Below are 25860 nucleotides of genomic sequence, written 5' to 3' on the forward strand. Positions count from 1 at the left end.
AAACACCCCCGGCATATTTATTTTAATATATGTTGCCGGGAGTGTTTTTAGCATTGTGAAGATCACAATGTTTTCTTCTGTTTATGACAGGTTTTCTGTGATCACGCTCCAGATCCCGCTGTTCTCGAATCCAAGCTTCCACTCTGCCACACCTGCCAGTTTGTATTTTTTGATCAGTTTAACCTTTTCCGCAATAGACTTAGAGTCCTCCAGCCAGATCTGGTATGTGGCACCTTCCCCTTCATAGGTTCCATAATTCTGACTTGTCTTCTTGTCCCAGTATGTTTCTGCTCCGTTATCACTGATCGTCTGCTGTGCCTGATCCATACCGATGGCCTCACTTGTCAGTGCACCGCCATCTGTAGTCTTCCAGAGCCTTGTGTAGAACGGAATCGCAAGGATCGTCCGTTGAGCCGCTACTTCTGAAAGCGTATCCTTAACCCCCTGTTCTACCCATGGCAGAGATGCCACAGAACCGGCATCGGAGCCTACGTAATGTTCATCATAGCCCATAATGATCACATAATCCACAACCTTGCCCTGCTCCGCACGGTCATAATGACTGGTAAAATCTTCCGGAACCGGATTATCTACAGACAGTACCAAATTATTGGCGTGACACTGGATAGAAAGCTCTCTTAAAAACTGAAGGAAATGGATTCCTACTCCTTCGCTCAAAGATTCAAAATCAACATTGATTCCATCCAGTCCTGCTTTCAGTGCATAAGTGATCAGCTGATTCTCCAGATTCTGCCTTGAACTGGTTTTTGAAAGAACTTCTGTGGTACTCATGTTCTCATTAAAATTATCCACCAGTCCCCATACCTTCAGTCCTTTTTCATGTGCCTGCATCACATACTCCCCAGATGCAAGACTTGAAATATTTCCGGAGTTATCTGTTACAGAAAACCAGGTTGGAGAGATCACATTCACGCCTGTCATATTCTGTACCGCATCTGCGAAATAGCTGTTTGCATCTGTGCTGGTAACCTGGTGCCATGCTAGGTTCACCGGCTCATCCATGGTAAGATATGTATAGGACTCTGTTTTAAAATCCCTTTCATAATCCGTTGTATCCACAGCACTTACTTTTTTCTTCTGAATATAACCGATGTAACCGTCATCGGTTGCCACCTGATCCCAGTCCTCTCCTTCATTCATCAACCGGAGAACTGTATTCTTCGCCAGTTTGGAAAGGATCGGCGCCTTGATCCCGCCCCGGTAACGAATCACGGTATCTTTCTTCGTGGTCACGGTCTCCACATTGGTAAATTTGTATTGTATCGCAACCCTTGCAGGATCCTGCTCTATATAAGAATCGATATCTGTATACTTTTTTACATAATCCAGTTTCAGATAAACCGTGTCATCCTTCAGCCACACGTTTCCGTCTGCCTTATCTGAAGCCGGTTCCTCTGTGAGACTGGATGGTGTTGCATACAGTATCTTCTTGTTTTCGCTATCCCAGTAATATCTCTGATTCAAATATCCGTTCACTACATCCAGCGGAAGATATACATCTTCTCCTGAGATAAGTGCCTTCTCTTCCAGTTTCTCAGTTCCAAGTATCAACGCAGCCTCACCGTCTGCATTCTGGCCGTAGTATTCTGTCAGATCCATCTGTTTCCTGCTTGGTATAAGCTTATTGATCCCGTAAACAGCCCCTCCGGCAAGAGCGACCAGAACGATCAGCAGACCTACCACAAGGACCGGTATGTGTTTTTTTATCATGTTTTTTTCCTTTCGGTATAAAATGTCATAATTTGTTTCATTATAACATATCTTGTCTACATTTCGTTATAAAAATCGACTTTTAATAATTTTTCACAATTTCTTTAGAATTTCGGTTCCCCGTATGGTATGCATGAGTGCAGGGGATGATCGTTATCCGGGGAACCGTTTTTTCTTATGTACGGTCATTCTTTGCGAATAAGATCAAAGCTTACACAGGCGATATGGCCGTCTTCATCTTCCGTATAATCCCGCATATAGACCCCGTTTTCCGCAATCTGACAGGCTTTTGCGATTTTTTTCGGAGTGCTTGGTGCTCCATCGAGATAAAGAGAAACTCCGTTCTCACGATAAAGCTCCAGCTCCCTTCGAAGGGGTTTTGCGGATTTCTTTTTTTCCTGTGATATATTTGGCGTATCCCGACCTCCTTTCCTGGTTAGATTTTCAGAAAACACCAGCAATGGTTCTCGAAAAGCTGCAACTTCCCTGTTAGGATGATACTTGTAATAAAATATAAATAATAAAATGGGGGAAATTTCTCTGTGTACCGACAGACTCGCCGATGAATTTCACACAGAATCCTTATCTTCAGAAAAATATGACTTTAAGTTATCGTTACTGTCTTCTTGTTTCCGGGAGGAGACAGCTTTTCTGCTTTTCATTATACCTGATTTCCCTTCAGATGCAAGTCTTTTATAAAAGAATCAGAAATTTTCTTTTTTCTCCGGTTTCTACATCTTTACATCTTGTGTATAACTGTTATATAATACAATATGTAAAAGATTAAATTTATTTACCTATAGGATGTGATCATATGAAAATAGAAAAAATCAATGAAAATCAGATCCGCTGTACCCTGACGAAAGAAGATCTGGACAGTCATCAGATCCGTATCAGCGAACTTGCATACGGTACCGAAAAAGCCAAACGTCTCTTTCGTGATATGATGCAGCAGGCACAGATACAATTTGGTTTTGAAGCAGATAATATTCCTCTGATGATCGAGGCTATTCCTGTCAATGCCGAAAGTATTATCCTCATTATCACTAAAGTGGAAGATCCTGAAGAACTGGATACACGTTTTTCCAAATTTGCACCCTTCAAGGGCAACAAACCTTCCGATACCGTAGAGATCGATGGCGCTGACAATATCATCGATATCTTCCAGAAGCTCTGTGAATCCAAGCTTAAGGATCTTTCACAGAAACCGGAAGAAAAAAGGGCGGAAACTTCCGCCCCTCAGACAACAGAAACTCCGGATGCATCACAGCAGCCGGCTGAGAGTTCTGTAAAGCTTATACGCCTGTACTCTTTCCCGGGGCTGGATGATGTTATTGCCGCATCTCATGGTATGAATGGTTTCTTTACCGGTGATAATACTCTCTATCGTGAAGGAGAAGACGGTGTCTATCAGCTGGTACTTCATCAGTCAGACTGTACACCTGAAGAATTTAACAAGGTCTGCAATATCCTTTCCGAGTATGGCATCGGCCGCGCATTCACACCAGCCGGTGAAGCCTACCTCAGAGAGCACTGTGCACTGATCGCTGATCATGCACTTCAGAAGCTTCTGAATATCTGACAAACCAAATATCCTACAGACAAACAAACCGCTGTCGGAATGCGATCCATATGATCTGCATTTCCCGACAGCGGTCCTTTTGTTTCAGCAAAAAAGCTTCTGTTTATTACTCACCAAGAAAATCATTGATCTGAGCTACGAGGACATCTGCGTCCAGGCCATGGACCATTGCTGCTTCTTCCAGAGATTCCATCTGTGAAGACGGGCAGCCAAGACAATGCATTCCTGCTCTCATCAGGATCGGTGCGATATTCGGGTCTACAGTGAGCAGTTCTCCGATCAGCATGCTCTTTGTAACTTTTGCCATGATTGTATTCTCCTTTACTGTTTTATCGAAATATTTCATTCCGTTCTGCTATTATAATACGAATCCGGAATGGAATCAACGGGTTACGAATTTTCAGTTTTGTTTATAAATTTATACTTGTATTCTTTATGCAGATATATTAGAATGGGAATAGAATCCCTGGTAGGGGATACATACAATACACAATTTAAAAGGAGGATATCAATTATGGCATATGTAATTTCTGACGAGTGCGTTAGCTGTGGAACATGTGAGGGTGAGTGCCCGAACGAGGCTATTTCTCAGGGAGACGAGCATTATGTAATCGACGCAGACGCTTGTGTTGACTGCGGAACATGCGCTGAGGCCTGTCCAGTTGGTGCTATCTCTGCTGAGTAATGCATCATTAGCTTGATAAGCTGCTATAATGAATGAGGCTGCCGGTTTACCGGCAGCCTTTTCTGTTTTTTTTATTCTTTTTTCCCTCACAGGAAGCTGCCGCTTCTCTTCTTGCCTGCTGCTGCCTGCGGATCGCTTCATCCAGAGAACGACACCGGTACTCTCCTTCTTTCTTTCTCTGCATTTCCTCACGGATCAGGCGTTCCATGATTTCCTGAAACTCCAGTATCTTATCGTTATCTGCTCCGCACTTCTCTGTATTCCCGGATTCCGTTTTTTCCATGAACTCCTTTTCAGATCCCGTTTTTTTCATTGGGATATCTTCAAGCTCAACAGCTTCTCCATCCAGGATCCTGATACCAGATTCTGAAAAATCCGGTGTATCTGCCTTTCTTGCCTCCGGTGGGATCAGTGTACGGATTGCTTTCAACTGAAGTCCTTTACTTTTCAGCTCATTTATTTTAAGAAAAAGCTGGATATCAAACGGTGTATAATAGCGATGTCCCAGTTCATTGCGTCCGATCCGAAGCTCCAGTTCTTCCTCCCAGTAACGCAGGACATAAGATTTCACTCCGGTCAGTGTTACGGCCTGTCTGACTGTATATCTTTTTTCCATTGTGAACGCCCCCTTATATAGAGATTCACTGCTGCTGTCTACAGTATAACCCCTGAGATCAGGAAATAGCAAGAATAATCGGTTGACATAATTTTACCAAATATGACTCTTTGCCTATATCCATAGCATCCCGAACTCCACGATCACACAGACAAAAATACAAAAGGCCATCAGGATAACTATAAGCTTTCATCCTGACAGCCTTTCATTTACCGTCTGCACGGCTCTATTTTTTCATATTTACAAACTGGGTATATCTCGGCAGCCATACCAGCTCCACAGTTCCGATCGGGCCGTTTCTCTGCTTGGCTATGATAATTTCCGCAATGTCTTTCTTCTCGGTATCTTTGTGATAATAATCATCTCGATAGATAAACATGACCACATCCGCATCCTGCTCAATAGCTCCGGACTCTCGAAGATCCGAAAGCATCGGCCTGTGATCCGGTCTCTGTTCCACTGCACGGCTAAGCTGTGATAACGCAATTACCGGTACATCGATCTCTCTTGCCAACGCTTTCAGCGATCGTGAAATATCTGAAATTTCCTGCTGTCTGGAATCCGATTTTCCACTTCCGCTCATCAGCTGAAGATAATCGATCATGATGATCCCCAGATTATGCTCAAGCTTATATTTTCTGCATTTGGAACGAAGCTCCGCAATGGAGATTCCAGGTGTATCATCAATAATAAGATTGGAGCCACCGATAATATCCGCTCCTTCTACCAGCTTCGTCCAGTCCTCATCTTTCAGATTTCCGGTACGGAGATTCTGGGAATCCACGTGAGATTCCATAGCAAGAAGACGGTTTACCAGCTGCTCCTTGGACATCTCCAGACTGAAAATAGCCACGGTCACATCTTTACGAAACGCCATATACTGGGCAATATTCAATACAAAGGCAGTTTTTCCCATGGAAGGTCGAGCTGCGATCAGTACAAGATCGGACGCGTGCATACCGGAAGTCTTATAATCCAGATCCACAAATCCGGTCGGGATCCCGGTAACGGAGCCCTTCAGCTTGGAAGCCTTCTCAATATTGCTGACTGCATTCAACACAACCTGCTGGATCGGCACATAATCGCTGCCATTTGTTCTCTGCAAAATATTAAACAGCTTTTTCTCGGATTCCTCAAGTATGGTTTCCGTACTGTCCTTTTCCAGATAACAGGCATTGGCAACTTCTTCCGTAGTCCGTATCAGCCGACGGAGAACTGCCTTTTCGCTTACGATATTGGCATAGTATTTCACATTGGCTGATGTAGGAACTGCTGCGATCAGATCACGGACATATTCCATACTGCTGATGTCCGGCGGAAGCTCTTTCTCCTTGAGACGATTCTGCAGAGTGATCAGATCTACCGGCTGTCCTTCATTACAGAGCTCCACCATGGCATCAAAAATGATACCATATTGTTTTTGATAAAAATCATCACTGGTCAGGATCTCGGAAGCCACCAGGATCGCATCACGATCCAGGATCATGGATCCAATCACTGACTGCTCTGCCTCAATACTGTGAGGCAGAATCCTCTTGATCAGTGCTTCTTCCATTGATTACGCCTCTTTTACCCAGACTTTGAGACTTCCGGTTACCTTCGGATGAAGTCGTACCGGAACATTGGTAACACCCAGGTTACGGATCGGATTCTCCAGCTGGAGCTTTTTCTTATCGATATCAAGATTCAGCTGTTTTTTGGCTGCCTCTGAGATTTCTTTTGAGGATACAGAACCGAATGTTCTTCCGCCTTCACCTACCTTCAGAGTAAGGATAACCTCCTTTGTGGAAAGCTCCTCTGCAAATGCCTTGGCAGCGTCCAGGTTTTCCTGTGCAACCTTTTCTTCATTTGCCTTACGGAGTTTCAGGTCATTGAGATTCTTGGATGTAGCTTCAACACCAAGCTTTTTTGGCAGGATCATGTTTCTTGCATATCCGTCACTTACATTTACGATCTGTCCCTTTTTACCCAGGGATTTAACATCTTCCAGAAGAATTACTTTCATTTCTATTTGTCCCCTTCCTGATATAACTGGTCTATAATTTCTTTCAGCATTCTTTCGGTCTCATCCATGGTGTCTTTCACCTGTGCACCGGCAATATTCAGATGTCCGCCGCCGCCCATCCGTTCCATCATGACCTGTACATTCACTTCATCAATGGCTCTGGCACTGATGTAAACCTCATTATTATAGCTGGTAAGAACAAAAGATGCCTTGACTCCTGCGATATTGAGCAGCTCATTGGCCGCCTGTGCTCCTACAACGGTAGGACTTTCCAGACCTTCACTCGGACATCTTGCAATGGCAAAATAATCTCTGTAGATCTCCGCAGTACGAACTGCCTCCGCTCTCGCCTTATAGGAATCAATATTATCCCGGAGCATCTTACGTACACGTGTCACATCTGCTCCGCATCTGCGCAGGAATGCTGCTGCCTCAAAGGTACGCACACCCGCTCTTGTTGTAAAGTTGTTGGTATCGATCATGATACCCGCATAAATACAGTCCGCCTCAATACTGCGAAGCTTCAGCCCGTCTGCAAAATACTGCAGGATCTCTGCGATCATCTCGCAGCTTGAAGATGCATATGGCTCCACATAGGACAGAACTGCATTCTGGATCACCTCGCTGCCGCGGCGGTGATGATCCAATACCACAATGGTCTTTGTCATATAGAGAAGATCCTGGCATTCGGTATAGCTTGGCTTGTTGGTATCCACCACAATTACTACCGTATTGTTATCCACCAGTTCTTTGGCCTGATTACTGTCCACAAACATGGACGGCTCATAATCTGGATTCTCCATAAATCCACTCATCAGCGGCCGAATGGATGTGGTCGGATCATTGATCACAATATGCACCGGCTTACCAAGAGTCTTACCGGCACGGTAAATACCGATCCCAGCTCCCAGAGCATCCACATCTGTGATCTTGTGTCCCATAACCACCACTCGATCCTTGGTGCTCATAAATTCCTTCAGAGCCTGAGCCTTCACTCGTGCCTTCACTCGGGTTGATTTCTCCATCTGCTGTGCCTTGCCGCCAATGTAGGTAATATTATTTTCATTTTTGATCACTACCTGATCACCGCCACGGCCCAGTGCCATCTCAATGGCAATTCTGGCATATTCGTAATTCTGGATATACGTAGAAGCATTCAGACCGATTCCGATACTTAATGTCACAGCCATTTCATTTCCGATGTTAACTGTCTTAACCTCATCCAGGATATGAAAACGCTGTTCCTTCAGTGTTTCCAGTGAACTCTGGCGCATGATCAGAAGATATTTATCTTTCTCCAGTTTCTTCACAAGGCCGTCAAAGTTGGAAAAATACTTGGTGATCTTTCGGTCGATCAGTGCGATAAGCAGAGATCTTCTCACATCCTCCACGCTCTCCAGTGCTTCTTCATAATTATCCAGATAAGCCAGTGCTACAACAAGCTTGTTATCCTCATTTTTCTGGATGTATTCCTTAAGCTCTGTTTCATCATAAAGATACATGGCGATCAGACTGACATTCTGGGACATATTCTCCAAAATATCCGCATGGCTGACTACTTCACCCATAGTCACCCGCTGCATGGAAACCCGATAGATCCGATCCCCGAAATGTATACTCATCTCGGAAATTTCCGGTTCATCGGCTACAGGAAGCTTGTCCGGAGTAATATCCGGGAAAACTGTGCTGATATTTTTTTTATAAAACTGATCTCTCCCCGTGATCTCTGAAAAAATACGGTTGGACCAGATCATGCGGCCTTCCATATCCATAATGGCATAAGGAAGCGCCAGTTCTTCCAGCATCCGCTTTTCTACCACATCATACTGATTGGCAAATGCGATCATATCATTGATGATCAGCGGTTTGTGATATCGAAAAAGCTGTACTGCGATAAAAATATAGATCACAGTACCTACAGACACCAGAATTCCGGCCTTTACACTTACAATAAACACCAGCAGGTCCAGCAGCACGACCAGGACCGAAAGGTACAGCGGCCAGCGCATGAAGTGTTTCATAGGCCCCTTGAATTTAACTTTGTTGTTCATTGCTTTTTCCTGTTCTTAATGTAATTTAACCCACAAGTTATTTAACATTATACCAGATTCCTTATTATAATTCCATAGCAATGATAAAATCTGTTTTGCTCATAAAAAAACAGGGCCGCTGCCTCCAGATGACTGCTCATCTGTTTCGCAACGACCCCGTATAAGATCAGAATTAGTCCTGAACGTATGGCATCAGGGACATATGACGTGCTCTCTTAACAGCAACTGTCAGTGCTCTCTGATGTTTCGCACAGTTACCTGTAATTCTTCTCGGGAGAATTTTACCTCTCTCGGAAACATACTTTCTTAACTTTGCTACATCCTTGTAATCGATCTCGTTATTCTCTTTACCGCAGAATACACAAACTTTTTTTCTTCTGCGTCCGCCTCTTCTCTTCATCGGAGAATCTGGTCTCTCGCCTCTATTGTAAGCCATGATTGTTTCCTCCTATCTTATTCGTCTCATCTGTCTTGATCAGATGTTCTAATTGAACGGCAGCTCCTCATCAATTCCATCTGGAATGTTCATGAAGCCGTCGGCGCTTGCTGCGCTCGGACTCGGCATAGACGTTGCAGGTGCTGCCTCTGTTCTCGGATGAGCTGCTGCATAGCTGTCGCTTGATGCTTTGCTCTCAGCAAATTCCTGATCCTCAACAACAACCTCTGTCGTATAAACCTTCTGTCCCTCACGGTTCGTATAGCTTCCTGTCTGGATACGTCCCGTAACTGCAATTTTCAGTCCCTGTCTGAAATACTTTTCCGCAAATTCTGCTGTACGTCCGAAAGAAACACAGCTGATAAAATCAGCACTTGCCTCTCCGTCACGACGGAATCTGCGATCAACTGCCAGTGTATATCTGGCGATTGCCAGGGCATTTTCTCCTGCGGAATATCTTACCTCAGGATCTCTTGTCAAGCGTCCCATTAATATTACTTTGTTCATCGTTCTACCTCTCTTATGATTTCACTTAACTGAACAGGTTCTTAATGGTGTTTTCGAAAAATCCGCTGCAAAAATTATGCCTCTTTCTTGACAACCAGGTATCTTAATACATTGTCCATGATGCGGACATGTCTCTCGATCTCCGCCGGGCACTGAGAATCTGCTTCAAACTGAATAAAATAGTAGAAGCCTTCATGCATTTTCTGAATCTCGTAAGCTAATTTCTTCTTACCCCATTCTTCAACTTCTGTGATCACGCCGTTGTAACGTGTGATGTAGCCTTTTGCTTTCTCAACTACAGCGTCACGTGCTTCGTCCTCAAGCTTAGCGCTCACAACTAATGCTAACTCGTACTTGTTCATGCTTGTCTTAACCTCCTTATGGTCTTTTGGCCCTTTGCCTGTCAAAGAGCAAGGATATGAAATATATCACGATTGTTGATTCTAGCACATCTCTCCCGTGATGTAAAGCATAAATTTAATTTTTTTCAATTTTTTTCAAATCTCGTGTATTTTTCTCAACCAGCTTACGTGCCACCATGATCTGATGTCCGCAGCCCTTGCATTTCAGGCGGAAATCCGCTCCTACGCGAAGGATCTCCCATTCTTTACTGCCACAGGGATGAGCCTTCTTCAATGTGACAATATCTCCAACTTCATAATTTAATCCCATTTGATACTCCTCATTTTTATTTTTGCAGATCATCCCAGGTTCCCATATTTTCAAACTCTTATCTGAGAAAACACCTGCCCGATCGGTTCTTTAATAAGAAGATCCGCATATTTATCCCTCGGTGTCGGTGCCTTATTGATCACCACCAGATGATTTCCCCGGAAATAATCGATCAGGCCTGCTGCCGGATATACCGCCAGAGAAGTTCCCCCAATGATCAGCACCCCCGCCTCCGAGATCACTCTTACTGATTCCTGGATCGTATAGTCATCCAGCCCTTCCTCATAAAGGACCACATCCGGCTTGATCATGCCGCCGCAGCTACACCGCGGAACACCTTTCGATTCCTTCATATATTTAAAATCATAGAATTTCCCGCATTTCATACAATGATTTCGGTAAACGCTTCCGTGGAGCTCCAGGACCTTTTTACTTCCTGCCATCTGGTGAAGATTATCGATATTCTGAGTGATCACAGCCTTCAGCTTTCCTGTTTGCTCCATCTCCGCCAGCTTAAGATGTGCCGCATTCGGTTTTGCAGTATCACAAAGCATCTTATCTCTGTAAAATTTAAAGAATTCCTCAGGTTTTCGCATAAAAAATGTATGGCTTAAGATCGTCTCCGGCGGGTAATCATATTTCTGGTTATACAGTCCGTCCTGGCTTCGAAAATCCGGGATCCCGCTTTCTGTTGAAACACCTGCGCCGCCGAAAAATACAATATTTCTGCTCTCATCAATGATCTTTTGTAATTTTTCTATCTCATTTCCCATATCATTTCCTCCCAAACTTATCCGCAAAAGCTCTACTGTGGGTTCACCGCATTCACTCTTTTTCCCTGTACCACAAAACGTGTTGCCTGATTGCCGGTACAGGTTGATAATGTAACGATCTTATCCTTCACATTGGCTTCACTTGCAGTGGCATCTGTTCTGATCTCCGAATTCTGGAACATTTTTTTCTCATATTCCAGAAACTCTTTGCCAGGTCCTTTAAATAAGGTATACGTATCGCTGTTTACAGAAGTCGTATACGCTGCAATGATCTCATACCGGTAATCTTTTTCCGGTGTGAGGATCCAGAAATATTTGCTGGTATTATAAAGCGTCTCATCAGCTCTGTACTTTTTCAGCATTCCAAACATGGAACCATTCTTCATGTTGTGTCCGTACACCAGGGTATTACAATCGCTGAAATCTCTTTTGTTCTCATAATCAATAAAGATCGTTCCCGCAAAATTATAATTTTTCTCATATGTCTGGTGCAGATAAAAATTATTATCCTCTCCCTGTACCACCGGATAACTGATCTCAGGCAATGCTTCCATATAAATCCAGCCGATCACATCCTCATTGATACTCCTGAGAGAATCAAAATCAATGCTCACAGGTGCTACAGGCTGTTCATCCGGCTGATCTATCTCTTCCACCTGGTCCGGATCACGTTCTGTCACTGCCATTTCGGAAATGCTGTTATATTCATCGGTTCCTTTTTTATATTCTGTATAAATATGATAAAGGTTAAAAGCTGCATAACAGAAAATACAGATTGCCACGATCAGAACGATCGTCAGAATATGATCTCCAACTGTTTTTTTCTTTTTCACCTTGTTTTTCCTGCTCATAATCACACTCCTTTAAATCTGTCAGGATCATCTGGTTTCTGTATTTATTATAAATATCCCTCCGTTTTCTTGCAACCGTTTTGTTTTTGTCCTGTTTTATACAGAAAGAAGCCGCCTCGGAATGGGCATCCGAAGCGGCTTGTAAGGTATATTCTATTTCAGAGCTGCTGTTATTTTTCAGGCCAGTTCTTTTCCTGTAAGCATTTTGTATGCCTGGAGATATTTCTCAATAGTCTTGTCAACGATCTCCTGCGGAAGTGTCCAGTCGTTGTCCGGATTGGCTTTCAGCCAGTCACGTGCAAACTGTTTGTCAAAGGATGGCTGACCATGTCCTGGTTCATAGCCTTCTGCCGGCCAGAAACGGGAGCTGTCCGGTGTCAGCATCTCATCACCGATAACCATGTTTCCATCCTCATCAAGACCAAACTCAAATTTTGTATCTGCAATGATGATTCCCTTGCTGAGTGCATACTCTGCACATTTTTTGTAAAGAGCAATGGTGTTGTCACGAAGCTTTTCTGCATACTCGCGTCCTTTTCCCGGGAAGTATTTCTCAAGATGATCGATACTCTGCTCAAAGGAAATATTCTCATCGTGATCACCGATCTCAGCCTTGGTAGATGGTGTGTAGATCGGCTCAGGCAGCTTGTCGGATTCCTTCAGTCCCTCCGGAAGCTTGATGCCGCATACAGTGCCGTTCTCCTTGTAGCTTGCCCAGCCGCTTCCTGTGATGTATCCACGTACGATACACTCGATCGGCAGCATGTTCAGTTTACGGCACATCATGGATTTTCCTTCGAATTTCTCCTGCTGGAAAAACTCCGGCATATCCTTGGTATCTACAGAAATCATGTGGTTCGGAAGAATGTCCTCAGTCATGTCAAACCAGAATTTGGACATCTGGGTCAGTACAGCACCTTTCTTTGTAACTTCGTTATTCAGAATTACGTCAAAACAGCTGATACGGTCTGTTGCGACCATGATCAGACTGTCTCCATTGTCATAGATCTCACGTACTTTACCTTCTTTGATTGGTTTTAATTCCTGCATGTTCTCACACCTCATCATTCGGTTATTTGATTTTTGTTTTCGACATCGTTACCGTATCACCTCACAAGCCCTCCTGTCAAGATGTCAGACCCCTTTCAGTCATAAGTATTCGTTAAGGAATCATTCATATTTCTAATAGTGATGCACATTCCTCCTGAAGCTTTTTCTCCTGTTTCCGGTAAAGAAGCTTCTCACTGCAGGCAAAATAAGGATCACAGCCATACTCTCGGATAAAGGCCGCCGCATGACTGTTCCGGGTCAATCCGGTGACAAAAAGCACCGTTTCCTGTCCGTCCCCGAAGCATTCCTTCATAAATGCAAATGCCTGTTCCAGCTCCCCGCTGATCTTTTTCGCACAGACCTTTCTCTTCTCCGCCATTTCCGTAAACAGCTGCCGGATCCGTTCAAAGCCAGCCTCTGTTTCTGTGATATGCTCCTTTCGGATAGTAAGGCTGAATTCCTCCAGAGTGCGGATCACAAGCTCTTCCGTAGTCTGCTGATCTGTGGTAAGAAGCTCCGCCTCCAGACGGACAGCCAGACTTTTCTTCTTCATATCTGTAAATTCATCCAGCGCTGTCATGTCCTTTTTATCCTGAAGAAAAGCTTTCAGATGCAGAAGTTCCTGATAAACAGCACCTGTCTCACCATCCATCTTCTCATAGGTCAGAAAACTTCCGTTCAGGCCGTCAAGCAGAAGCCCTGTCACAAGGAAGCGTTCCTCAAAGGAAGCTTCCTTCGCCATTTTTACCTTTTTTTGCTGTTCCTCCTCCGGCATCTCTCCGGAAAGCAGGCGTTCCAGGCCATAGTCCTCTCCGTACTTCCGGTACAGCTGATAGCTGGCAAAAAAGCTTCTTGCGATCTCATCTCTGCACAAATACTCCCCGACCAGATTCTCCGTGATCTCCACGCCCAGTTCCTCATAAGCCTTCAGGATCTCAGACAGGTCTTCCCAGCCTCTTGCTGTCACGAAGAATTTCCCGTCCACTGTATTCTCCACAGAATAAAAATGATCCTTTTTCATGCCGAGATAAGCCAGGATCGATCCGTGGATCTCCTTTTTCCAGGCATACTCCATCCACACATCAATATCTGCCTCGATATCCATCCTCCGTACACGGTCCAGTGTTACAATATCAAACTCCCGGACCGATTTATTATATTCCGGAGGATTTCCTGCTGCCGCGATCAGCCATCCTTCCGGCACGCTGTGACTTCCGAAGGTCTTGTTCTGAAGGAACTGCAGCATAGTGGGTGCAAGTGTCTCGGAAACACAGTTGATCTCATCAATAAAAAGGATTCCCTCCTTCTTCCCGGTACGTTCCATACAATCATACACAGAAGCAATGATCTCACTTAAAGTATACTCTGTGATGCTGATCTCTTTTCCATTGTAGCACCGGGTCACGATCCTTGGCAGTCCTACCGCACTCTGTCTTGTATGGTGGGTGATGGTATAAGCTACCAGACCTGCCCCGCATTCCTCTGCCACCTGCTCCATGATCGCTGTTTTTCCGATTCCGGGAGGTCCCATAAGCAGGATAGGACGCTGCCGGAGTCTGGGAAATGTATAGCGCCCGGCTGCATCCTTCCGGTTGTAAGCCAGTAAGGTATGTTTGATCTCTTCTTTTGCCTCTTTTATATTCATGTTCTGTAACGCACTCCTTCCTGCTCTGCCACAAGCCGGATCGCCCAGGGCGGAACAAGCTCCATTTTTTCTGTTTTATGCAAAAATACAAAGGCCGTTTCATAATCCGGTTTGCTTCCGGGATATATCCCGTCCCCGTCTGTAAAATAGATCAGAGCCTTAAGACTGCGGATTTCTTTTTTCTCCTGCTGCTCCTTCACATACCGGAACACCGGCCGGAAATCTGTTCCGCCCCGGCCCTGTATGGTGATATTTTTGCTGTATTCCTTCCATTCTTCCTCGGAATGAATCACCTTAACATCCTGGATACAGCAGTCACACTGGATCAGGTACACCTTCATTTTATGGAAAAAATTCTCTTTTTCACTGAGAATGGAATACGTTTCTCCAAGGAATCTCCGCACAGTCTCTCCATCACAGGAGCCGGAAGTATCAATGGCGATCACCAGCTCCTCCAGACGGTTCACTTCCTTATATTCCAGCGGCTCGATCAGCGGAAGATTTCCATAATGCTCCATCCCGTAATTATAAAAAATATAATCAAAGCTTTCCGTATCCAGCTCCACCTCTTCCCGCAGCACAGAAAACTGACGGAGAAATTTTTTGTAATCGTATCTTCCGGATCTTACCGTTCCTGCCTCTTCCTTCTGGTCCCCTTTCTGACTTCCCCGCCGTTTCCGGTGATCCTGACGGTTTGCAGCAGTATAGGAAAGAAGCTTGTTCCATTTTTCCTTTGTTCTTTTTCCTTTTTCTCCTGTGCAGATGTCCCACAGGGTGTGGTCATCAAAATGAAAGGCTTCCTCCAGTTCTTTCAGGTGAAACGGAAAAGCCTGTTCCTTCAGCTTCCGGCAGATCTTTTCTGCGGAATCCGACCTGTCTCCCAGAATATGAAAAACCTTTTCACGGATTTTTTTCGCATCGCCGCCTGTCTCCAGAATCGGGATCTTTTCCCTGGAAATGATCTGTTCCACCGCAATATCACAGGCCAGGTTCCATAAGCGTCTGTCCTCCTGATCCTCCCGAAAAAGATGCAGATACAGACAGTGCAGCAGCATATGCAGATAACCTCTTCGCACTGCCTCCGGCTTTTTTACATAAAGCTTCAGAAGATATTCCGGGGAAAAAAGCAAAAAAGCTCCATCTGTTCCAATGGTTCCGGTCTGCTCTGAGCCCTTCCCGGAAATGCAGGCAAAAGCACCGTCCAGATATGGAAAATAGTAGTACAGTTCGTTCCTTATATTTTCCAGGATATGTATTCCAAGCTCTTCCTGCCTCCGTTCCACCGAATCCGCCTCCATTCCCGATTTCCTGAAAAAATCACAGCTCGAATTTCTTCTCTTTAAATCCATAATTTGCTTTTTTCAAATGGAGAAGTCCCATCAGCGCTGCAGGTCTCCTCCACTCTTCAGCCAGTTTCAGGAACACCTCCAGCTCCTGTTCCCCAAACCATTCGTTCTCATAAAGCTTCTCGATCTTTTCCCAGTCATCTTCCAGAATCAGGCGTTCCACAGCCGGACGGATCCTTTTCTTAAGATATGCTCCATAATGCGCGCGTTCCTCTTCCTCCACACCTTCCTCCAGAAAATATCCCCGCAGGGCAACTGCCAGCCGCAGCGGCTCCTGTTTGGTACTTCCGAATTTCCGGTAAAGATGAATGGCCTCTTCTTTGGCATCCTCGTTCTCTGCCCGCATTTCAAGAGCAGTGGCAGCAACTTCCACATCTTTTTGAAAACGGCTTAATTCTGTCATAATGATCCCTCCTGTCTGCTGTCTGTTTATAGTGTTCGAGGAAATGCTTTTGTATGACATTATCATATCACGTACCGCTTTGTTTGAACATTATTTTTTGATAAAAAAGAAACCGCCATTGCCTTTTTACGACAATGACGGTCTGAAGATTTTTCTCAGATTCCCTTTTTATAAAGAATAAATGAATAGATCATTGGCACAAGGATGACCAGCAAAATTACCGCAAAAACAATTTCCGTTTTCAGAAGCAGCGAGTTCATAAGAAAAAGCAGCCCTGACAGGATCAGTATCCAGCCTGTCATACGGTTGGTACGGTTCCAGTTCTCTTCGCTGTTCAAGGTCCAGGGAAGCTTCATTCCCACTGTATAATTCTGTTTCACCTTATGAACGTAATTTCCGAGAATGATAAACATGATCCCCACCATGATATTCACGATCACACCTATATCAATGTCCATACCCAGAGCAAGACCATAGATTGACATGCAGGTGATCACAGACACCACCGGAACCAGCCACAGGACCATGGTAAAAATACGCCTGTTGATATTTTTTCTCTTTGGATCATTGGCTGTAAAAAACACGCAAAACAGATGGATCAGCAAAAGCAGAAACGGAATTCCAAAAACTGCCATCGGCTTGCTGCTCCAGCCGTTGGCCAGATTATGCTGATCAAAATGTGTTGCGATCTTCTCCGGCAGACGGTTCCACAGCAGGATCCCTGCCAGTGACGGTGAGACCGTAAGGATACTCCCGGAGATCAGAGACATTTTATATTCCTTCAGAAACTCTTTTCTTTCTTCACCTTTCATCATTCTTTCCCCCTTTCAGATCACTGAGCCACAGAAGCAGCTCCTCTACAACTGTAGTATTCAGTTCGTAATACACGAAATTCTTCACCTTCGTCTCCCACACAAGATCTGCTTTCTTCAAAATTTTCAGATGATAGGATATGGTTGCGCCTGTCATGTCAAAATGTCCTCCGATCTCACCGGCTGACATTTTCCCGTTTTTCAGAAGCTGCAGGATTTCTCTCCGCACAGGATCCGAAAGTGCCTTGAAGGTTTCCGCAAACGCCATCGTGTATGTCTTCCTCCTTTTGGATGGTATTTAGAAATATTTCTAAATAGAATATATCATTTTCAGATTTCCCAGTCAATAAGTATTTAGATTTTTTTCTAAATACTTACATTTGTCATCTATAAAAAAATGAGGATACCGATCATCGCCTCTGCGACCTTACGATATCCTCATTCACCATCGATCAACCATTATTTATTTTTTCCCCTCTTAAACCTACCTCATGCAAAAACCAAGACTGGATGTGATCTCCGGCGCAAGCTCCGGCACATGTGCACAAAAGTCCATCTCTCTGCCAAGGCCAATGGATGCAACTCCAAGAATGGATTTGCCATTTACTGTTCTGCTTCCCCTTTTCAGATCCACTGCAAACGGAAAATGCTCCGTCACATCAAGAAAACGGTTCACTTCATCCATGCTCTCAAACTGTACTTTTTTTACTGTCATCGTTTTTTTCACCTCTTTTCTCTATCTATACTACTATTTTACTATGATATAATTATTTGTATAGAGTATTTTTTTTATAAAAAAGGTGATTTTTTTAGATGTTATCTTCTCCTATTTCTGTTACAATATAAAAAAACAACACCCAGGAGGTATCAGAATGTCAAAAAAGAACCTTATCGCAGGACAATCCGGCGGACCGACCGCAGCTATCAACAGCAGTCTTTACGGTGTGGTATCTGAAGCACTTAAACATACAGAAGAGATTGACCATGTTTATGGTATGGTCAACGGCATTGAGGGATTTTTAAACGGAACAGTCCTTGATTTCCAGGAAGCACTTCCGGGAGAGCAGCTTCTCGCTCTTACCTGGACCCCCGGCGCTTACCTTGGCTCCTGCCGTTACAAGCTTCCGGAATCCCTGGAGGATCCGGTTTATCCGAAGCTTTTTCAGAAATTCGAGGAGATGAATATCGGCTGGTTCTTTTATATCGGCGGCAACGATTCCATGGATACCGTCAGCAAGCTTTCCCGCTATGCTGAAAAGATCGGCAGCGACATCCGTATCCTCGGTGAGCCGAAGACCATTGATAACGATCTTGTAAACACCGACCATACTCCCGGATTCGGAAGTGCTGCCCGCTACGTAGCCTCCACCGTCCGTGAGATCACCCTGGACGCCTGCGTCTACGAGAAAAAATCTGTCACTATCATCGAGATCATGGGACGTCACGCAGGCTGGCTCACCGGAGCTGCTGCCCTTGCCCGGAAATATGTTGGAGACAATCCGCTTCTCATTTATCTTCCGGAAACCGATTTCGATGTAGAAGAATTTCTCCAGAAAGTTCATGCTGCCTTCGAGAAAAACTGCAACGTCGTAGTCTGTGTATCTGAGGGAATCCATGATAAAGACGGCACTTTCATCTGCGAATACGACAGCGCTGCCGGAACCGACGCCTTCGGTCACAAGATGCTTGCTGGCTGCGGTAAATATCTTGAGAATCTTGTACGCAGCCGTCTTGGTGTCAAAGCCCGCTCCGTAGAGCTCAATGTAAGCCAGCGCTGCTCTGCAGCTATGCTCGCCGGAACAGACCAGCAAGAAGGCATCCTCGCCGGTGAATTTGGTGTACAGGCTGCCCTGAACGGCGAAACCGGAAAGATGATCGCATTTAAACGTCAGAGTGATTCTCCGTACTCCATGAAATGTACACTGGAGGATGTCAACGTTATCTGCAACGAAGAAAAGACGGTCCCTGTGGAATGGATCACAGAAGACGGCTCCGATGTCACCGAAGACTTTATCCGCTATGCCCGCCCGCTGATCCAGGGAACTGTAAATGTTCCGGTTGGCGAGGATGGACTGCCGGCGTTCGTGTATCGGAAATAAGATTTGTGGTAATGCGGATAAAAATATCCACATTTGCTGCGTAACTCTGTCCTGAGTAACTGTTTATCCGTCATTCGATAAAAAATGCACCGGGAATTTCCTAATAGTTCCCGATGCATTTTCTTTATTTCTCTATATATATTTTTCTTTTTTATTTCTTACTGCGGTATGCTTCTGCTTCCCAGTGTGTGATAAAATATGTGATCTCATCAGTCATCTGCAGCGGGCCGCCAAAGCTCTCTGCATACACTGCAAGCTTGATCGCATCCTTTACCAGAAGCTGTGCCTTTGCTGCCTTTCCTTTGTCATCTTCCATGATAAATGCGCCAACGCCCTGTACCAGGATCAGTCTTGGCTCTTTATCATGCTCTGCCATAAATGCATCCAGCGTATTTTTCGCCTCATCAATATTTTCTACAAATAACGGATAAGGTCCGCAATATACAATATGATCCGGAGTAAACGGCTTCAGAAGAGGTGCCGCAGCAGTTTTATCTTTTACAAAATGATCCGCCTCCGCAGCCGGTACGACTTCCACCGCATGTCCAAGCAGACTGGAAAGCTTCTGTGCTGCCTGCTCTTTTTCAGGTGTAACTGCATCACTTACATCCGCAGTTCTCTTTACCTGCTTTTCCAGCTTTCCGATCACACCATCGAATAAAACGCCGATCTCCTCTACAGTATCAGCCGCAACAAAAATTCCGTGATTCTGAAGCAGAAGAACCTGCACGTCTTTTCCTGTTTCTTCTTTATAGGCATTCATTTTCTCGAAGCAGATACGGGCAAGTGTGTATCCCGGTTTGCAGATATCGATCCAGAGTACATCTTTTCCAAGAAGCTCTTCGCAAAGAGCCTTTGCGCCCTTTCCGCAGGTCAGTCCATTGATAAGTGTCGGATGAACATGCAGGACATACGTATAAGCAAACAGATTGTGGAGCAGTGCTTCCACGCTGGGACGTTTGGTTTTATCCTCATCGGTCACTGCCGCCATTACATCTGCAAGATATGCAGATTCACGCTTCACATCATCCGCCGGATATTCCGTTTTCATGATCTCATTCAGACGGGCTCTGTCCATTTTGACAAATTCCTCTGCCTTAATGGTAGCAAGCTGTGTACCGGATCCCTTTACATACAGTGTTGTATCGTCTTTTACAGAAGTATTACCGCCTCCTGCCAGAACATAGGCCGGATTGCTTCCGTAAGTGTTTGACATTTTTACCAAAGTTGAAAGCTCCATAAGTAAAATTCCTCCCTGTTGTGTCATTATATGATTTTTCCATATATTTATAGTACACGATACAAAGTGAATTATCTATATGAATATTTTTTCCAAAATTAGTACTTTCGTATCCTTTTTTTATTTTTCCAAATGTAATATCTATGCATCTTGTGCATCTACTCTTTCCAAAGGAAATGATCTGTTTCTGCTTTTCATATTTTTTCCAATTCTCATCATCTCACGTCAGCAGTTCAAAGGTATGATACAGATCCACCTTCCCATACCCCCACTCCGGGTTTGGGTACTGCATGTTTTCTTCTCTTCTTGCGCCTCTCTGCAGATAATATTTCACGCTGCTCCCGGTAAAAAACGGCTGGTTATCCCGTATGATCGCCCATTCAAACAGAAGTGCCGCGATACCGGCGGTCTGTGCGGCGGAGATACTGGTCCCGGAGCGGGTTCCAAAGCCGCCTCGTACCAGCGGCACTTTTACGTTAACGCCAGGAGCTGCCAGATGTGGAGTGATCATGCCATCTGGCGTATAGCCTCTGCCTGCTGCAATGTAGATGCTTCCGTCACGATGCTGGTAGGCAGTTGCCGTAATGCTGTTCCTGGCGTCTCCCGGCGCTGTCACCGTGGTATAGGGGGATGGTTCCAGAAAATAGGTATCCTGGGAGATCAGCCCTTCCACAGGAAGCCATATATGGAACTGTACGTTCTGTTGATTTCTTGCCTGGGTAAAAATTTTCCAGATACCGGACGCCGGATGGAAAAATCGGATATACACCAGGGAATATCCGGTCTGACGCTCGATCAGGATATAATTCACATACACCTTTGTTTCCACAAAAACAAATGACAGCTCCTGGGTTCTGGAACCTATGGAACTGCTGACTTCCAGTATCTCACCGGTTGGTGACTGGATGGAAAGCTCATAGATTTCCGGCGGTTCTCCCCAGAATTCTATGGTAAAGCCCTGCTCTCTTTCCGCTACACGGAGTTCTGTCACGATCTGTTCCCTTCCCTGAGAAAAAATCCCCGTACTGTGGTTTCTTGTATTTCCTTCGTTTCCTGCTGCCACAGATACGGATACCTGAGAAAAATTTGCCACATAGTCCACATACTGGCTTAACGCATTGGTCCCCAGATGCGCGCCCTGGCTGCTTCCGATCCCCAGGCAGATAGAAAGTGGCATCTTCAGCTTTTTGGCCTGGGAAATCGCAAAAGCAATGGCCATCATCACATCATTTTCCTGAAAAGCTTCTGCCTCCGGAGGATAAAGATAAAAATTCCGGAGATATTGCTTTGCCGGCTTTACCTTGATGATGATCAGGGTTGCCTCCGGCGCTGCTCCGGTAAAATTTTCTCCGGGTACCATATTTCCGGCAGCAATACCCGCCAGTGCCGTGCCATGGCCGTTGGTATCTCTGGATGGCACGATGGCAAACGGCTCCTCGGAAGCCAGTGCCCGGTCGATATCCTTTTTCCGGAATAATTTGCCATATGGAACTTCTGTATCTGCTATATCATCCCCCGGCAAATTATCTGCATCTCCATTTTCAGCTTCCAACTCCCGTCCAGACTGATTTTGTTCTTCCTCTTCTATGGACTGATCCCATAAATAAGCGATTCTGGAGCCGCCTGCATTTCGAAACACTTCATTCTGATAATCAATCCCCGAATCGATCACCGCCACCGCAGTACCTTTTCCACGCAGCTTCAGATAAGGGTGATCGTGCAGCCTGTTGATCCCTGATTCCCCTGCTGCCTCCATATCCATGTAGGTATAACATTTCGGGATCGAATTATAGGAGGTTCCCGTGACCTCAATTTCTCCCATACTTTCCAGCGGAACATAAAGAACCCCGAAAATTTCATTGATCGCCCTAAAAGATGCCCCCGGAAAAAGTTCCATAGTATCCTGGACATTCTGCATATATTTCACGATAAAATCCCCGAAGCGCTGACTCTGTGCCGGATTTTCCGTCTGCGCTCCGGGGATCTTATCCTCTGTTTTCATATTTGGTTCAAAATCTTCTTTTCTGAGCATGACAGGCCTGCTTTCGCCTTTTTCATAGATGTATGCAGCGAAAACCTGTCCTTATACCACTATTGTCCAACTTTTTCCTGATACATGGGACTTCCCTGATCCATTTAAACACTGCTCTTGCTATCTCTTTTTTTCCTGATCCGTATCAGCAGCACGATCCCCGCAATCCCTGTAAAAATACTGATAAACTGGGAAGTCGACAAAATTCCCACACTTCCACGGATAATATCCCCACGGAAAAACTCGATCACAAACCGTCCAATGCTATAAAAGATCAGATAACAGGCAGTAACCTGACCATCTTCTTTTTTGTTCCGTGCGATCAGCAACAACAAAAGAAAATGCAGAAAATCCAGTCCGCTGGAATACAACTGCGTCGGGATCAGCGCCACGTGATTGGGCGCATATTCGGAATTCTGAAATATCACAGAAAAAACACTCTCTGTCTCTTTTCCATAACAGCAGCCCGCCAGGAAACATCCGATCCGTCCAAATCCCTGGGCCAGTGCCACAGATGGCAGGATCACATCCGCGTATTTAAAAAATACAAGCTTTCTGATCCTGCAATACAGAAGCCCCGTCAGTATCCCGCCGATGATACCGCCAAACACCACAAAACCGGAGCTTAAAGTTTCCATTATAAATCCCGGATCCTGAACAATTGATTTCCACTCTGTGATCCAGAAGAGAAGCTTTGCACAGAAAAATCCACCCACCAGGCACCACAGGATCATTGGAAAGATCTGTTCACTGTCAAGCTTCTGTTTTCCGGCTCTATATTCTGCAGTCAGGCAGCCTGCCAAAATTCCAATGGCGATCATCAGACCATAACCGTATACCGTAAATGGCCCGATGGTAAGAAGTTCATTTTTCATCAGTTTCCTCCTGTTATCTCATTCTTATTTCCGTCATGATCTTCGCTCCCGTATGCGGACAGAAAACACTCCAGCAATGTAGCATTGGCCCGGTCATTCAAGGCGCTGTTTCCAGATTCTGCTACATCACATTCACCACAGATATCCACGCCCAGGATTCCCTCTGCACATATTTCTCTGACTCTCTTCAGACATTCCAGCATCGTATTCAGGCGCATATCCCCCTGGCTCCAGTTCGTGTCCGCATCATCCTTGCAGAGAACATCTTTATCCACAGAAATGTACAGCGGCAGCTTTCCCACATGCTTGCTTACAAACGCACACACCTGCGCCTCTTCCATTTCCAGAAGCTTCTCTCTGCTCAAGAATTCCACCTTTTCCTGAATCTCCGATTCCACTCTGGAAAAAGCTTCCTCATCCGGGCCGATCAGGATCACCCTTTTAAGCAATGGAAGTTCCATAACAGAATCGTAGATCCATCCTCCGCAGGAAAGCAGACCTCCGAATGCCGGCGGCTGCATATCCGTGTGATTGTCAAATACAAGAAGCGAGAAAGGCTCCGATATCTTTTCCAGCCAGATCCTTGTCATATAGTGATAGTTTCCGGAATCAATAAAATGGATTCCTCCGGAAGAATAAGGGGCAATACGGCTGCGAATGGCATTCATCGCATCCTCATCACAGTAGCAGTTGGTTCCGGGAATGTCCCTGGCCTCCACCCGGGATACTTCTTTTCCCCTCCAGAACTGCTGATCCTCATATATTCCGGAAAAATCCATCATCAGTATCTTTATATTTTTATCTGTATTTTTCATGTGCACATCTTACCACGGAATGGCAGATGATGCAAGAGAAGGGTCAGTCCTTCCACTCTTCCAGTTCTTCATCGGAACCGTCCAGAAGATCCTTCAGGCTGCCGGTTTCCGCCTGGTCTTTGCCTACAGCCCAGAGCTTCATCTCCACATTCTCCGGTTCTTTTTCCCATCGGGAATTCTTCTGCTTTTGCTCTTCTTCCGGTTCTGTGGATTCTTCTGTCTCTTTTCTGTCCGCAGAATATCCGTCTGCATCCTGCGCCAGCATAGCCGCTGTAGTCTCTGCTGTAGTTTCTGTTGGATATTCTGTTTCCTTCCCACTCTGCTGCTCACTCGGCGCATTTTCATCCTGGGTTCTTGTATCATTTGGCACATCCATATCTGCCGTTTCATTTACAGCATCTGAACTGTCTGCACCAGAATCTTCCTTCTCTGTCTCCGCCTTTTTTGCGATCTTTCGAAGCCCCAGCTTCATAATAATATAGAATACGATATCCGCAGCTCCGTCACACACCAGCACCCAACCGGAAAAGATCAGCAGAGTCATGATCTTCGGAAATCTTCCAAACAGCATCACGATTCCAAGTGCAATGAAAACAAGACTTCCGATCAGAAGCACGCTCCATGCGCCGTTTCCTCCTTTTTTCAGAAGGAAGGCTCCTTTAAACTTCCACAGACTGTCAACCAGTACAAATGCGCTGAGCATCCATGGAAGCAGTTTGATCACGATAGACGGTGTCATAAAAAGAAACACCCCCAGCACAAAAACAACCACACCACTTAGAAGATCCATGATCGTAGCTTTCGCTTTTCCACGTATGTAAATATAGATATGATAAATGCCAGCTCCGATGAGGATCAGCCCGAATACTACTTTGCAGATCACGTCCACCGTCTGCGTGGGGATCAGGATCAGGCAAAGTCCCAGCAGTATATAAAATACTGAGGAGATGATCTCACCCTTTAGAATGTTGTTGATTTTTTCACCCATGTTCCTTCATACCTCCTCTGTTATTCCAACAGTATAGCTCTTTTCCACTGGTCAGTCCACCCTGAACCGTCAAAAAAATTTCTTTTTTCCAGAAAAATATTCTTATAATTCAATACAGCCCGAAGGACTTTTCCGGCGTCATTTCGCCTTGTTCCTTCAGGCTGTATTTTACTTTTTATGTTTCTTCCTTTTTGTCATAAGACCACCGATCCGTCCGGTTTCTTTTGCAGAAAGGCTTTTCCACCCGTCTTTGATCACTTTATCCAGAACTCCCATCTCATCGGCAATCTCGTATTTCAATTTTTCCGCCTGGGAAAGCTTTCCCTCAAGATATGCTTTTACTTCTTTCTCCCTGTTCATCTTCCACACTCCTCATCTTTTTTATGGAGTATGGACAATTTCCGGATAAATTATGCATTCTGAAAAATATATCCGTCCTTTATGGGTACTGTCATTTTTAATCCGGAATAATGATCGCCGCAATGATATACGCCAGGATTCCAGCTCCGCCCATCAGCGTGATGATTACCCATACCAGCCGGACAAGAGTCGGATCGATATTAAAGTATTCCGCAATTCCGCCGCAGACACCACATAACATACGGTTTACTGATGATTTGTATAGTTTTTTGTTACTCATAATGCT

General features: G+C 45.0%; 30 protein-coding genes. 3 read left to right on the forward strand and 27 right to left on the reverse strand.

The genetic code is table 11. The annotated features are described in order from the left end of the window. Nucleotides 1-81: 81 nt before the first annotated feature. Together CCC17_RS10870 and CCC17_RS10875 are read right to left on the reverse strand one after the other, a co-directional pair. Nucleotides 82-1731: a glycosyl hydrolase family 18 protein gene (locus CCC17_RS10870; protein WP_278795525.1), complete on the reverse strand. Its 1650-nt coding sequence runs from the start codon at nucleotides 1729-1731 to the stop codon at nucleotides 82-84. Between the two features lie 185 nt (nucleotides 1732-1916). After that, the gene (locus tag CCC17_RS10875) at nucleotides 1917-2186 is read right to left on the reverse strand and encodes a hypothetical protein (RefSeq protein WP_227573883.1); all 270 of its coding nucleotides are present in this window, start codon (nucleotides 2184-2186) and stop codon (nucleotides 1917-1919) included. Nucleotides 2187-2545: 359 nt separating this feature from the next. Between CCC17_RS10875 and CCC17_RS10880 the strand changes: the two genes are divergently transcribed. After that, nucleotides 2546-3313: an adaptor protein MecA gene (locus CCC17_RS10880; RefSeq protein ID WP_114002148.1), complete on the forward strand. Its 768-nt coding sequence runs from the start codon at nucleotides 2546-2548 to the stop codon at nucleotides 3311-3313. Nucleotides 3314-3419: 106 nt separating this feature from the next. Here CCC17_RS10880 and CCC17_RS10885 read toward each other — a convergent pair whose 3' ends face one another. Then, nucleotides 3420-3620, reverse strand: coding sequence for a DUF1858 domain-containing protein (locus CCC17_RS10885; RefSeq protein ID WP_015527179.1), 201 nt, complete (start codon nucleotides 3618-3620; stop codon nucleotides 3420-3422). A 207-nt stretch (nucleotides 3621-3827) separates the two neighbouring features. Between CCC17_RS10885 and CCC17_RS10890 the strand changes: the two genes are divergently transcribed. Beyond that, on the forward strand, nucleotides 3828-3998 hold the full coding sequence (locus CCC17_RS10890; protein WP_015527180.1) for a DUF362 domain-containing protein: 171 nt from the start codon (nucleotides 3828-3830) through the stop codon (nucleotides 3996-3998). Nucleotides 3999-4044: 46 nt separating this feature from the next. On the opposite strand, the gene CCC17_RS10895 is transcribed toward CCC17_RS10890, so the two are convergent. From CCC17_RS10895 to CCC17_RS10975, 17 genes are all read right to left on the reverse strand, one after another. Next, nucleotides 4045-4614, reverse strand: a complete 570-nt coding sequence (locus CCC17_RS10895; protein ID WP_022426424.1) for a MerR family transcriptional regulator — start codon at nucleotides 4612-4614, stop codon at nucleotides 4045-4047. 226 nt (nucleotides 4615-4840) lie between these two features. Beyond that, nucleotides 4841-6169, reverse strand: coding sequence for a replicative DNA helicase (gene dnaB, locus CCC17_RS10900; RefSeq protein ID WP_015527183.1), 1329 nt, complete (start codon nucleotides 6167-6169; stop codon nucleotides 4841-4843). A gap of 3 nt (nucleotides 6170-6172) precedes the next feature. After that, the gene (gene rplI, locus CCC17_RS10905; protein ID WP_015527184.1) at nucleotides 6173-6619 is read right to left on the reverse strand and encodes a 50S ribosomal protein L9; all 447 of its coding nucleotides are present in this window, start codon (nucleotides 6617-6619) and stop codon (nucleotides 6173-6175) included. A 2-nt stretch (nucleotides 6620-6621) separates the two neighbouring features. Beyond that, nucleotides 6622-8670: a DHH family phosphoesterase gene (locus tag CCC17_RS10910; protein WP_022426425.1), complete on the reverse strand. Its 2049-nt coding sequence runs from the start codon at nucleotides 8668-8670 to the stop codon at nucleotides 6622-6624. 172 nt (nucleotides 8671-8842) lie between these two features. Continuing rightward, a complete protein-coding gene (rpsR, locus tag CCC17_RS10915) occupies nucleotides 8843-9106 on the reverse strand; it encodes a 30S ribosomal protein S18 (RefSeq protein WP_021651398.1) in 264 nt (87 codons plus the stop codon). Between the two features lie 48 nt (nucleotides 9107-9154). Further along, the gene (locus tag CCC17_RS10920; RefSeq protein WP_015527188.1) at nucleotides 9155-9613 is read right to left on the reverse strand and encodes a single-stranded DNA-binding protein; all 459 of its coding nucleotides are present in this window, start codon (nucleotides 9611-9613) and stop codon (nucleotides 9155-9157) included. Nucleotides 9614-9687: 74 nt separating this feature from the next. Continuing rightward, on the reverse strand, nucleotides 9688-9975 hold the full coding sequence (rpsF, locus tag CCC17_RS10925) for a 30S ribosomal protein S6 (RefSeq protein WP_015527189.1): 288 nt from the start codon (nucleotides 9973-9975) through the stop codon (nucleotides 9688-9690). Between the two features lie 115 nt (nucleotides 9976-10090). Further along, nucleotides 10091-10285 carry a DUF951 domain-containing protein gene (locus CCC17_RS10930; RefSeq protein WP_022426426.1) on the reverse strand — a complete coding sequence of 65 codons (195 nt, stop codon included), beginning with the start codon at nucleotides 10283-10285 and terminating at the stop codon, nucleotides 10091-10093. A gap of 50 nt (nucleotides 10286-10335) precedes the next feature. Further along, the gene (locus CCC17_RS10935) at nucleotides 10336-11058 is read right to left on the reverse strand and encodes an NAD-dependent protein deacylase (protein WP_287083081.1); all 723 of its coding nucleotides are present in this window, start codon (nucleotides 11056-11058) and stop codon (nucleotides 10336-10338) included. Nucleotides 11059-11090: 32 nt separating this feature from the next. Next, entirely contained in the window at nucleotides 11091-11909 is an 819-nt protein-coding gene (srtB, locus tag CCC17_RS10940) for a class B sortase (RefSeq protein WP_021651401.1), read from the reverse strand. A gap of 177 nt (nucleotides 11910-12086) precedes the next feature. Beyond that, nucleotides 12087-12959: a phosphoribosylaminoimidazolesuccinocarboxamide synthase gene (locus CCC17_RS10945; protein ID WP_015527192.1), complete on the reverse strand. Its 873-nt coding sequence runs from the start codon at nucleotides 12957-12959 to the stop codon at nucleotides 12087-12089. Nucleotides 12960-13083: 124 nt separating this feature from the next. Next, complete coding sequence (locus tag CCC17_RS10950) at nucleotides 13084-14604, reverse strand: ATP-binding protein (protein ID WP_287083083.1); 1521 nt, start codon at nucleotides 14602-14604, stop codon at nucleotides 13084-13086. Continuing rightward, complete coding sequence (locus CCC17_RS10955) at nucleotides 14601-15887, reverse strand: vWA domain-containing protein (protein ID WP_287083084.1); 1287 nt, start codon at nucleotides 15885-15887, stop codon at nucleotides 14601-14603. The genes CCC17_RS10950 and CCC17_RS10955 overlap by 4 nt, the downstream gene beginning before the upstream one ends. Nucleotides 15888-15921: 34 nt before the next feature. Beyond that, on the reverse strand, nucleotides 15922-16353 hold the full coding sequence (locus tag CCC17_RS10960; RefSeq protein WP_092068357.1) for a hypothetical protein: 432 nt from the start codon (nucleotides 16351-16353) through the stop codon (nucleotides 15922-15924). 155 nt (nucleotides 16354-16508) lie between these two features. Further along, the gene (locus CCC17_RS10965; protein ID WP_242981968.1) at nucleotides 16509-17168 is read right to left on the reverse strand and encodes an SdpI family protein; all 660 of its coding nucleotides are present in this window, start codon (nucleotides 17166-17168) and stop codon (nucleotides 16509-16511) included. Beyond that, entirely contained in the window at nucleotides 17155-17433 is a 279-nt protein-coding gene (locus CCC17_RS10970; protein ID WP_015527197.1) for an autorepressor SdpR family transcription factor, read from the reverse strand. Before CCC17_RS10970 ends, CCC17_RS10965 begins: the two co-directional genes overlap by 14 nt. A 216-nt stretch (nucleotides 17434-17649) precedes the next feature. Beyond that, nucleotides 17650-17880: an HPr family phosphocarrier protein gene (locus CCC17_RS10975; protein ID WP_015527198.1), complete on the reverse strand. Its 231-nt coding sequence runs from the start codon at nucleotides 17878-17880 to the stop codon at nucleotides 17650-17652. A gap of 157 nt (nucleotides 17881-18037) precedes the next feature. On the opposite strand from CCC17_RS10975, the gene CCC17_RS10980 reads away from it, so the two are divergent. Beyond that, complete coding sequence (locus CCC17_RS10980; RefSeq protein WP_015527199.1) at nucleotides 18038-19264, forward strand: 6-phosphofructokinase; 1227 nt, start codon at nucleotides 18038-18040, stop codon at nucleotides 19262-19264. A gap of 151 nt (nucleotides 19265-19415) precedes the next feature. On the opposite strand, the gene CCC17_RS10985 is transcribed toward CCC17_RS10980, so the two are convergent. From CCC17_RS10985 to CCC17_RS11015, 7 genes are all read right to left on the reverse strand, one after another. Further along, entirely contained in the window at nucleotides 19416-20504 is a 1089-nt protein-coding gene (locus CCC17_RS10985) for a class II aldolase/adducin family protein (protein WP_287083085.1), read from the reverse strand. Between the two features lie 220 nt (nucleotides 20505-20724). Then, a complete protein-coding gene (locus tag CCC17_RS10990; RefSeq protein WP_118752997.1) occupies nucleotides 20725-22536 on the reverse strand; it encodes a S8 family peptidase in 1812 nt (603 codons plus the stop codon). 104 nt (nucleotides 22537-22640) lie between these two features. Continuing rightward, entirely contained in the window at nucleotides 22641-23411 is a 771-nt protein-coding gene (locus CCC17_RS10995; protein WP_015527202.1) for a prolipoprotein diacylglyceryl transferase, read from the reverse strand. Next, complete coding sequence (locus CCC17_RS11000; protein WP_287083086.1) at nucleotides 23411-24226, reverse strand: arginase family protein; 816 nt, start codon at nucleotides 24224-24226, stop codon at nucleotides 23411-23413. Before CCC17_RS11000 ends, CCC17_RS10995 begins: the two co-directional genes overlap by 1 nt. A gap of 43 nt (nucleotides 24227-24269) precedes the next feature. After that, complete coding sequence (locus CCC17_RS11005; RefSeq protein ID WP_215638213.1) at nucleotides 24270-25214, reverse strand: DUF308 domain-containing protein; 945 nt, start codon at nucleotides 25212-25214, stop codon at nucleotides 24270-24272. Nucleotides 25215-25382: 168 nt separating this feature from the next. Further along, complete coding sequence (locus CCC17_RS11010; RefSeq protein WP_287083087.1) at nucleotides 25383-25574, reverse strand: small, acid-soluble spore protein, alpha/beta type; 192 nt, start codon at nucleotides 25572-25574, stop codon at nucleotides 25383-25385. A gap of 97 nt (nucleotides 25575-25671) precedes the next feature. Then, a complete protein-coding gene (locus CCC17_RS11015) occupies nucleotides 25672-25854 on the reverse strand; it encodes a PspC domain-containing protein (RefSeq protein ID WP_015527206.1) in 183 nt (60 codons plus the stop codon). Nucleotides 25855-25860 lie beyond the last annotated feature (6 nt).

Source organism: Blautia sp. LMAG:36, from assembly GCF_008680535.1.
GTDB lineage: Bacteria > Bacillota > Clostridia > Lachnospirales > Lachnospiraceae > Blautia_A > Blautia_A fusiformis.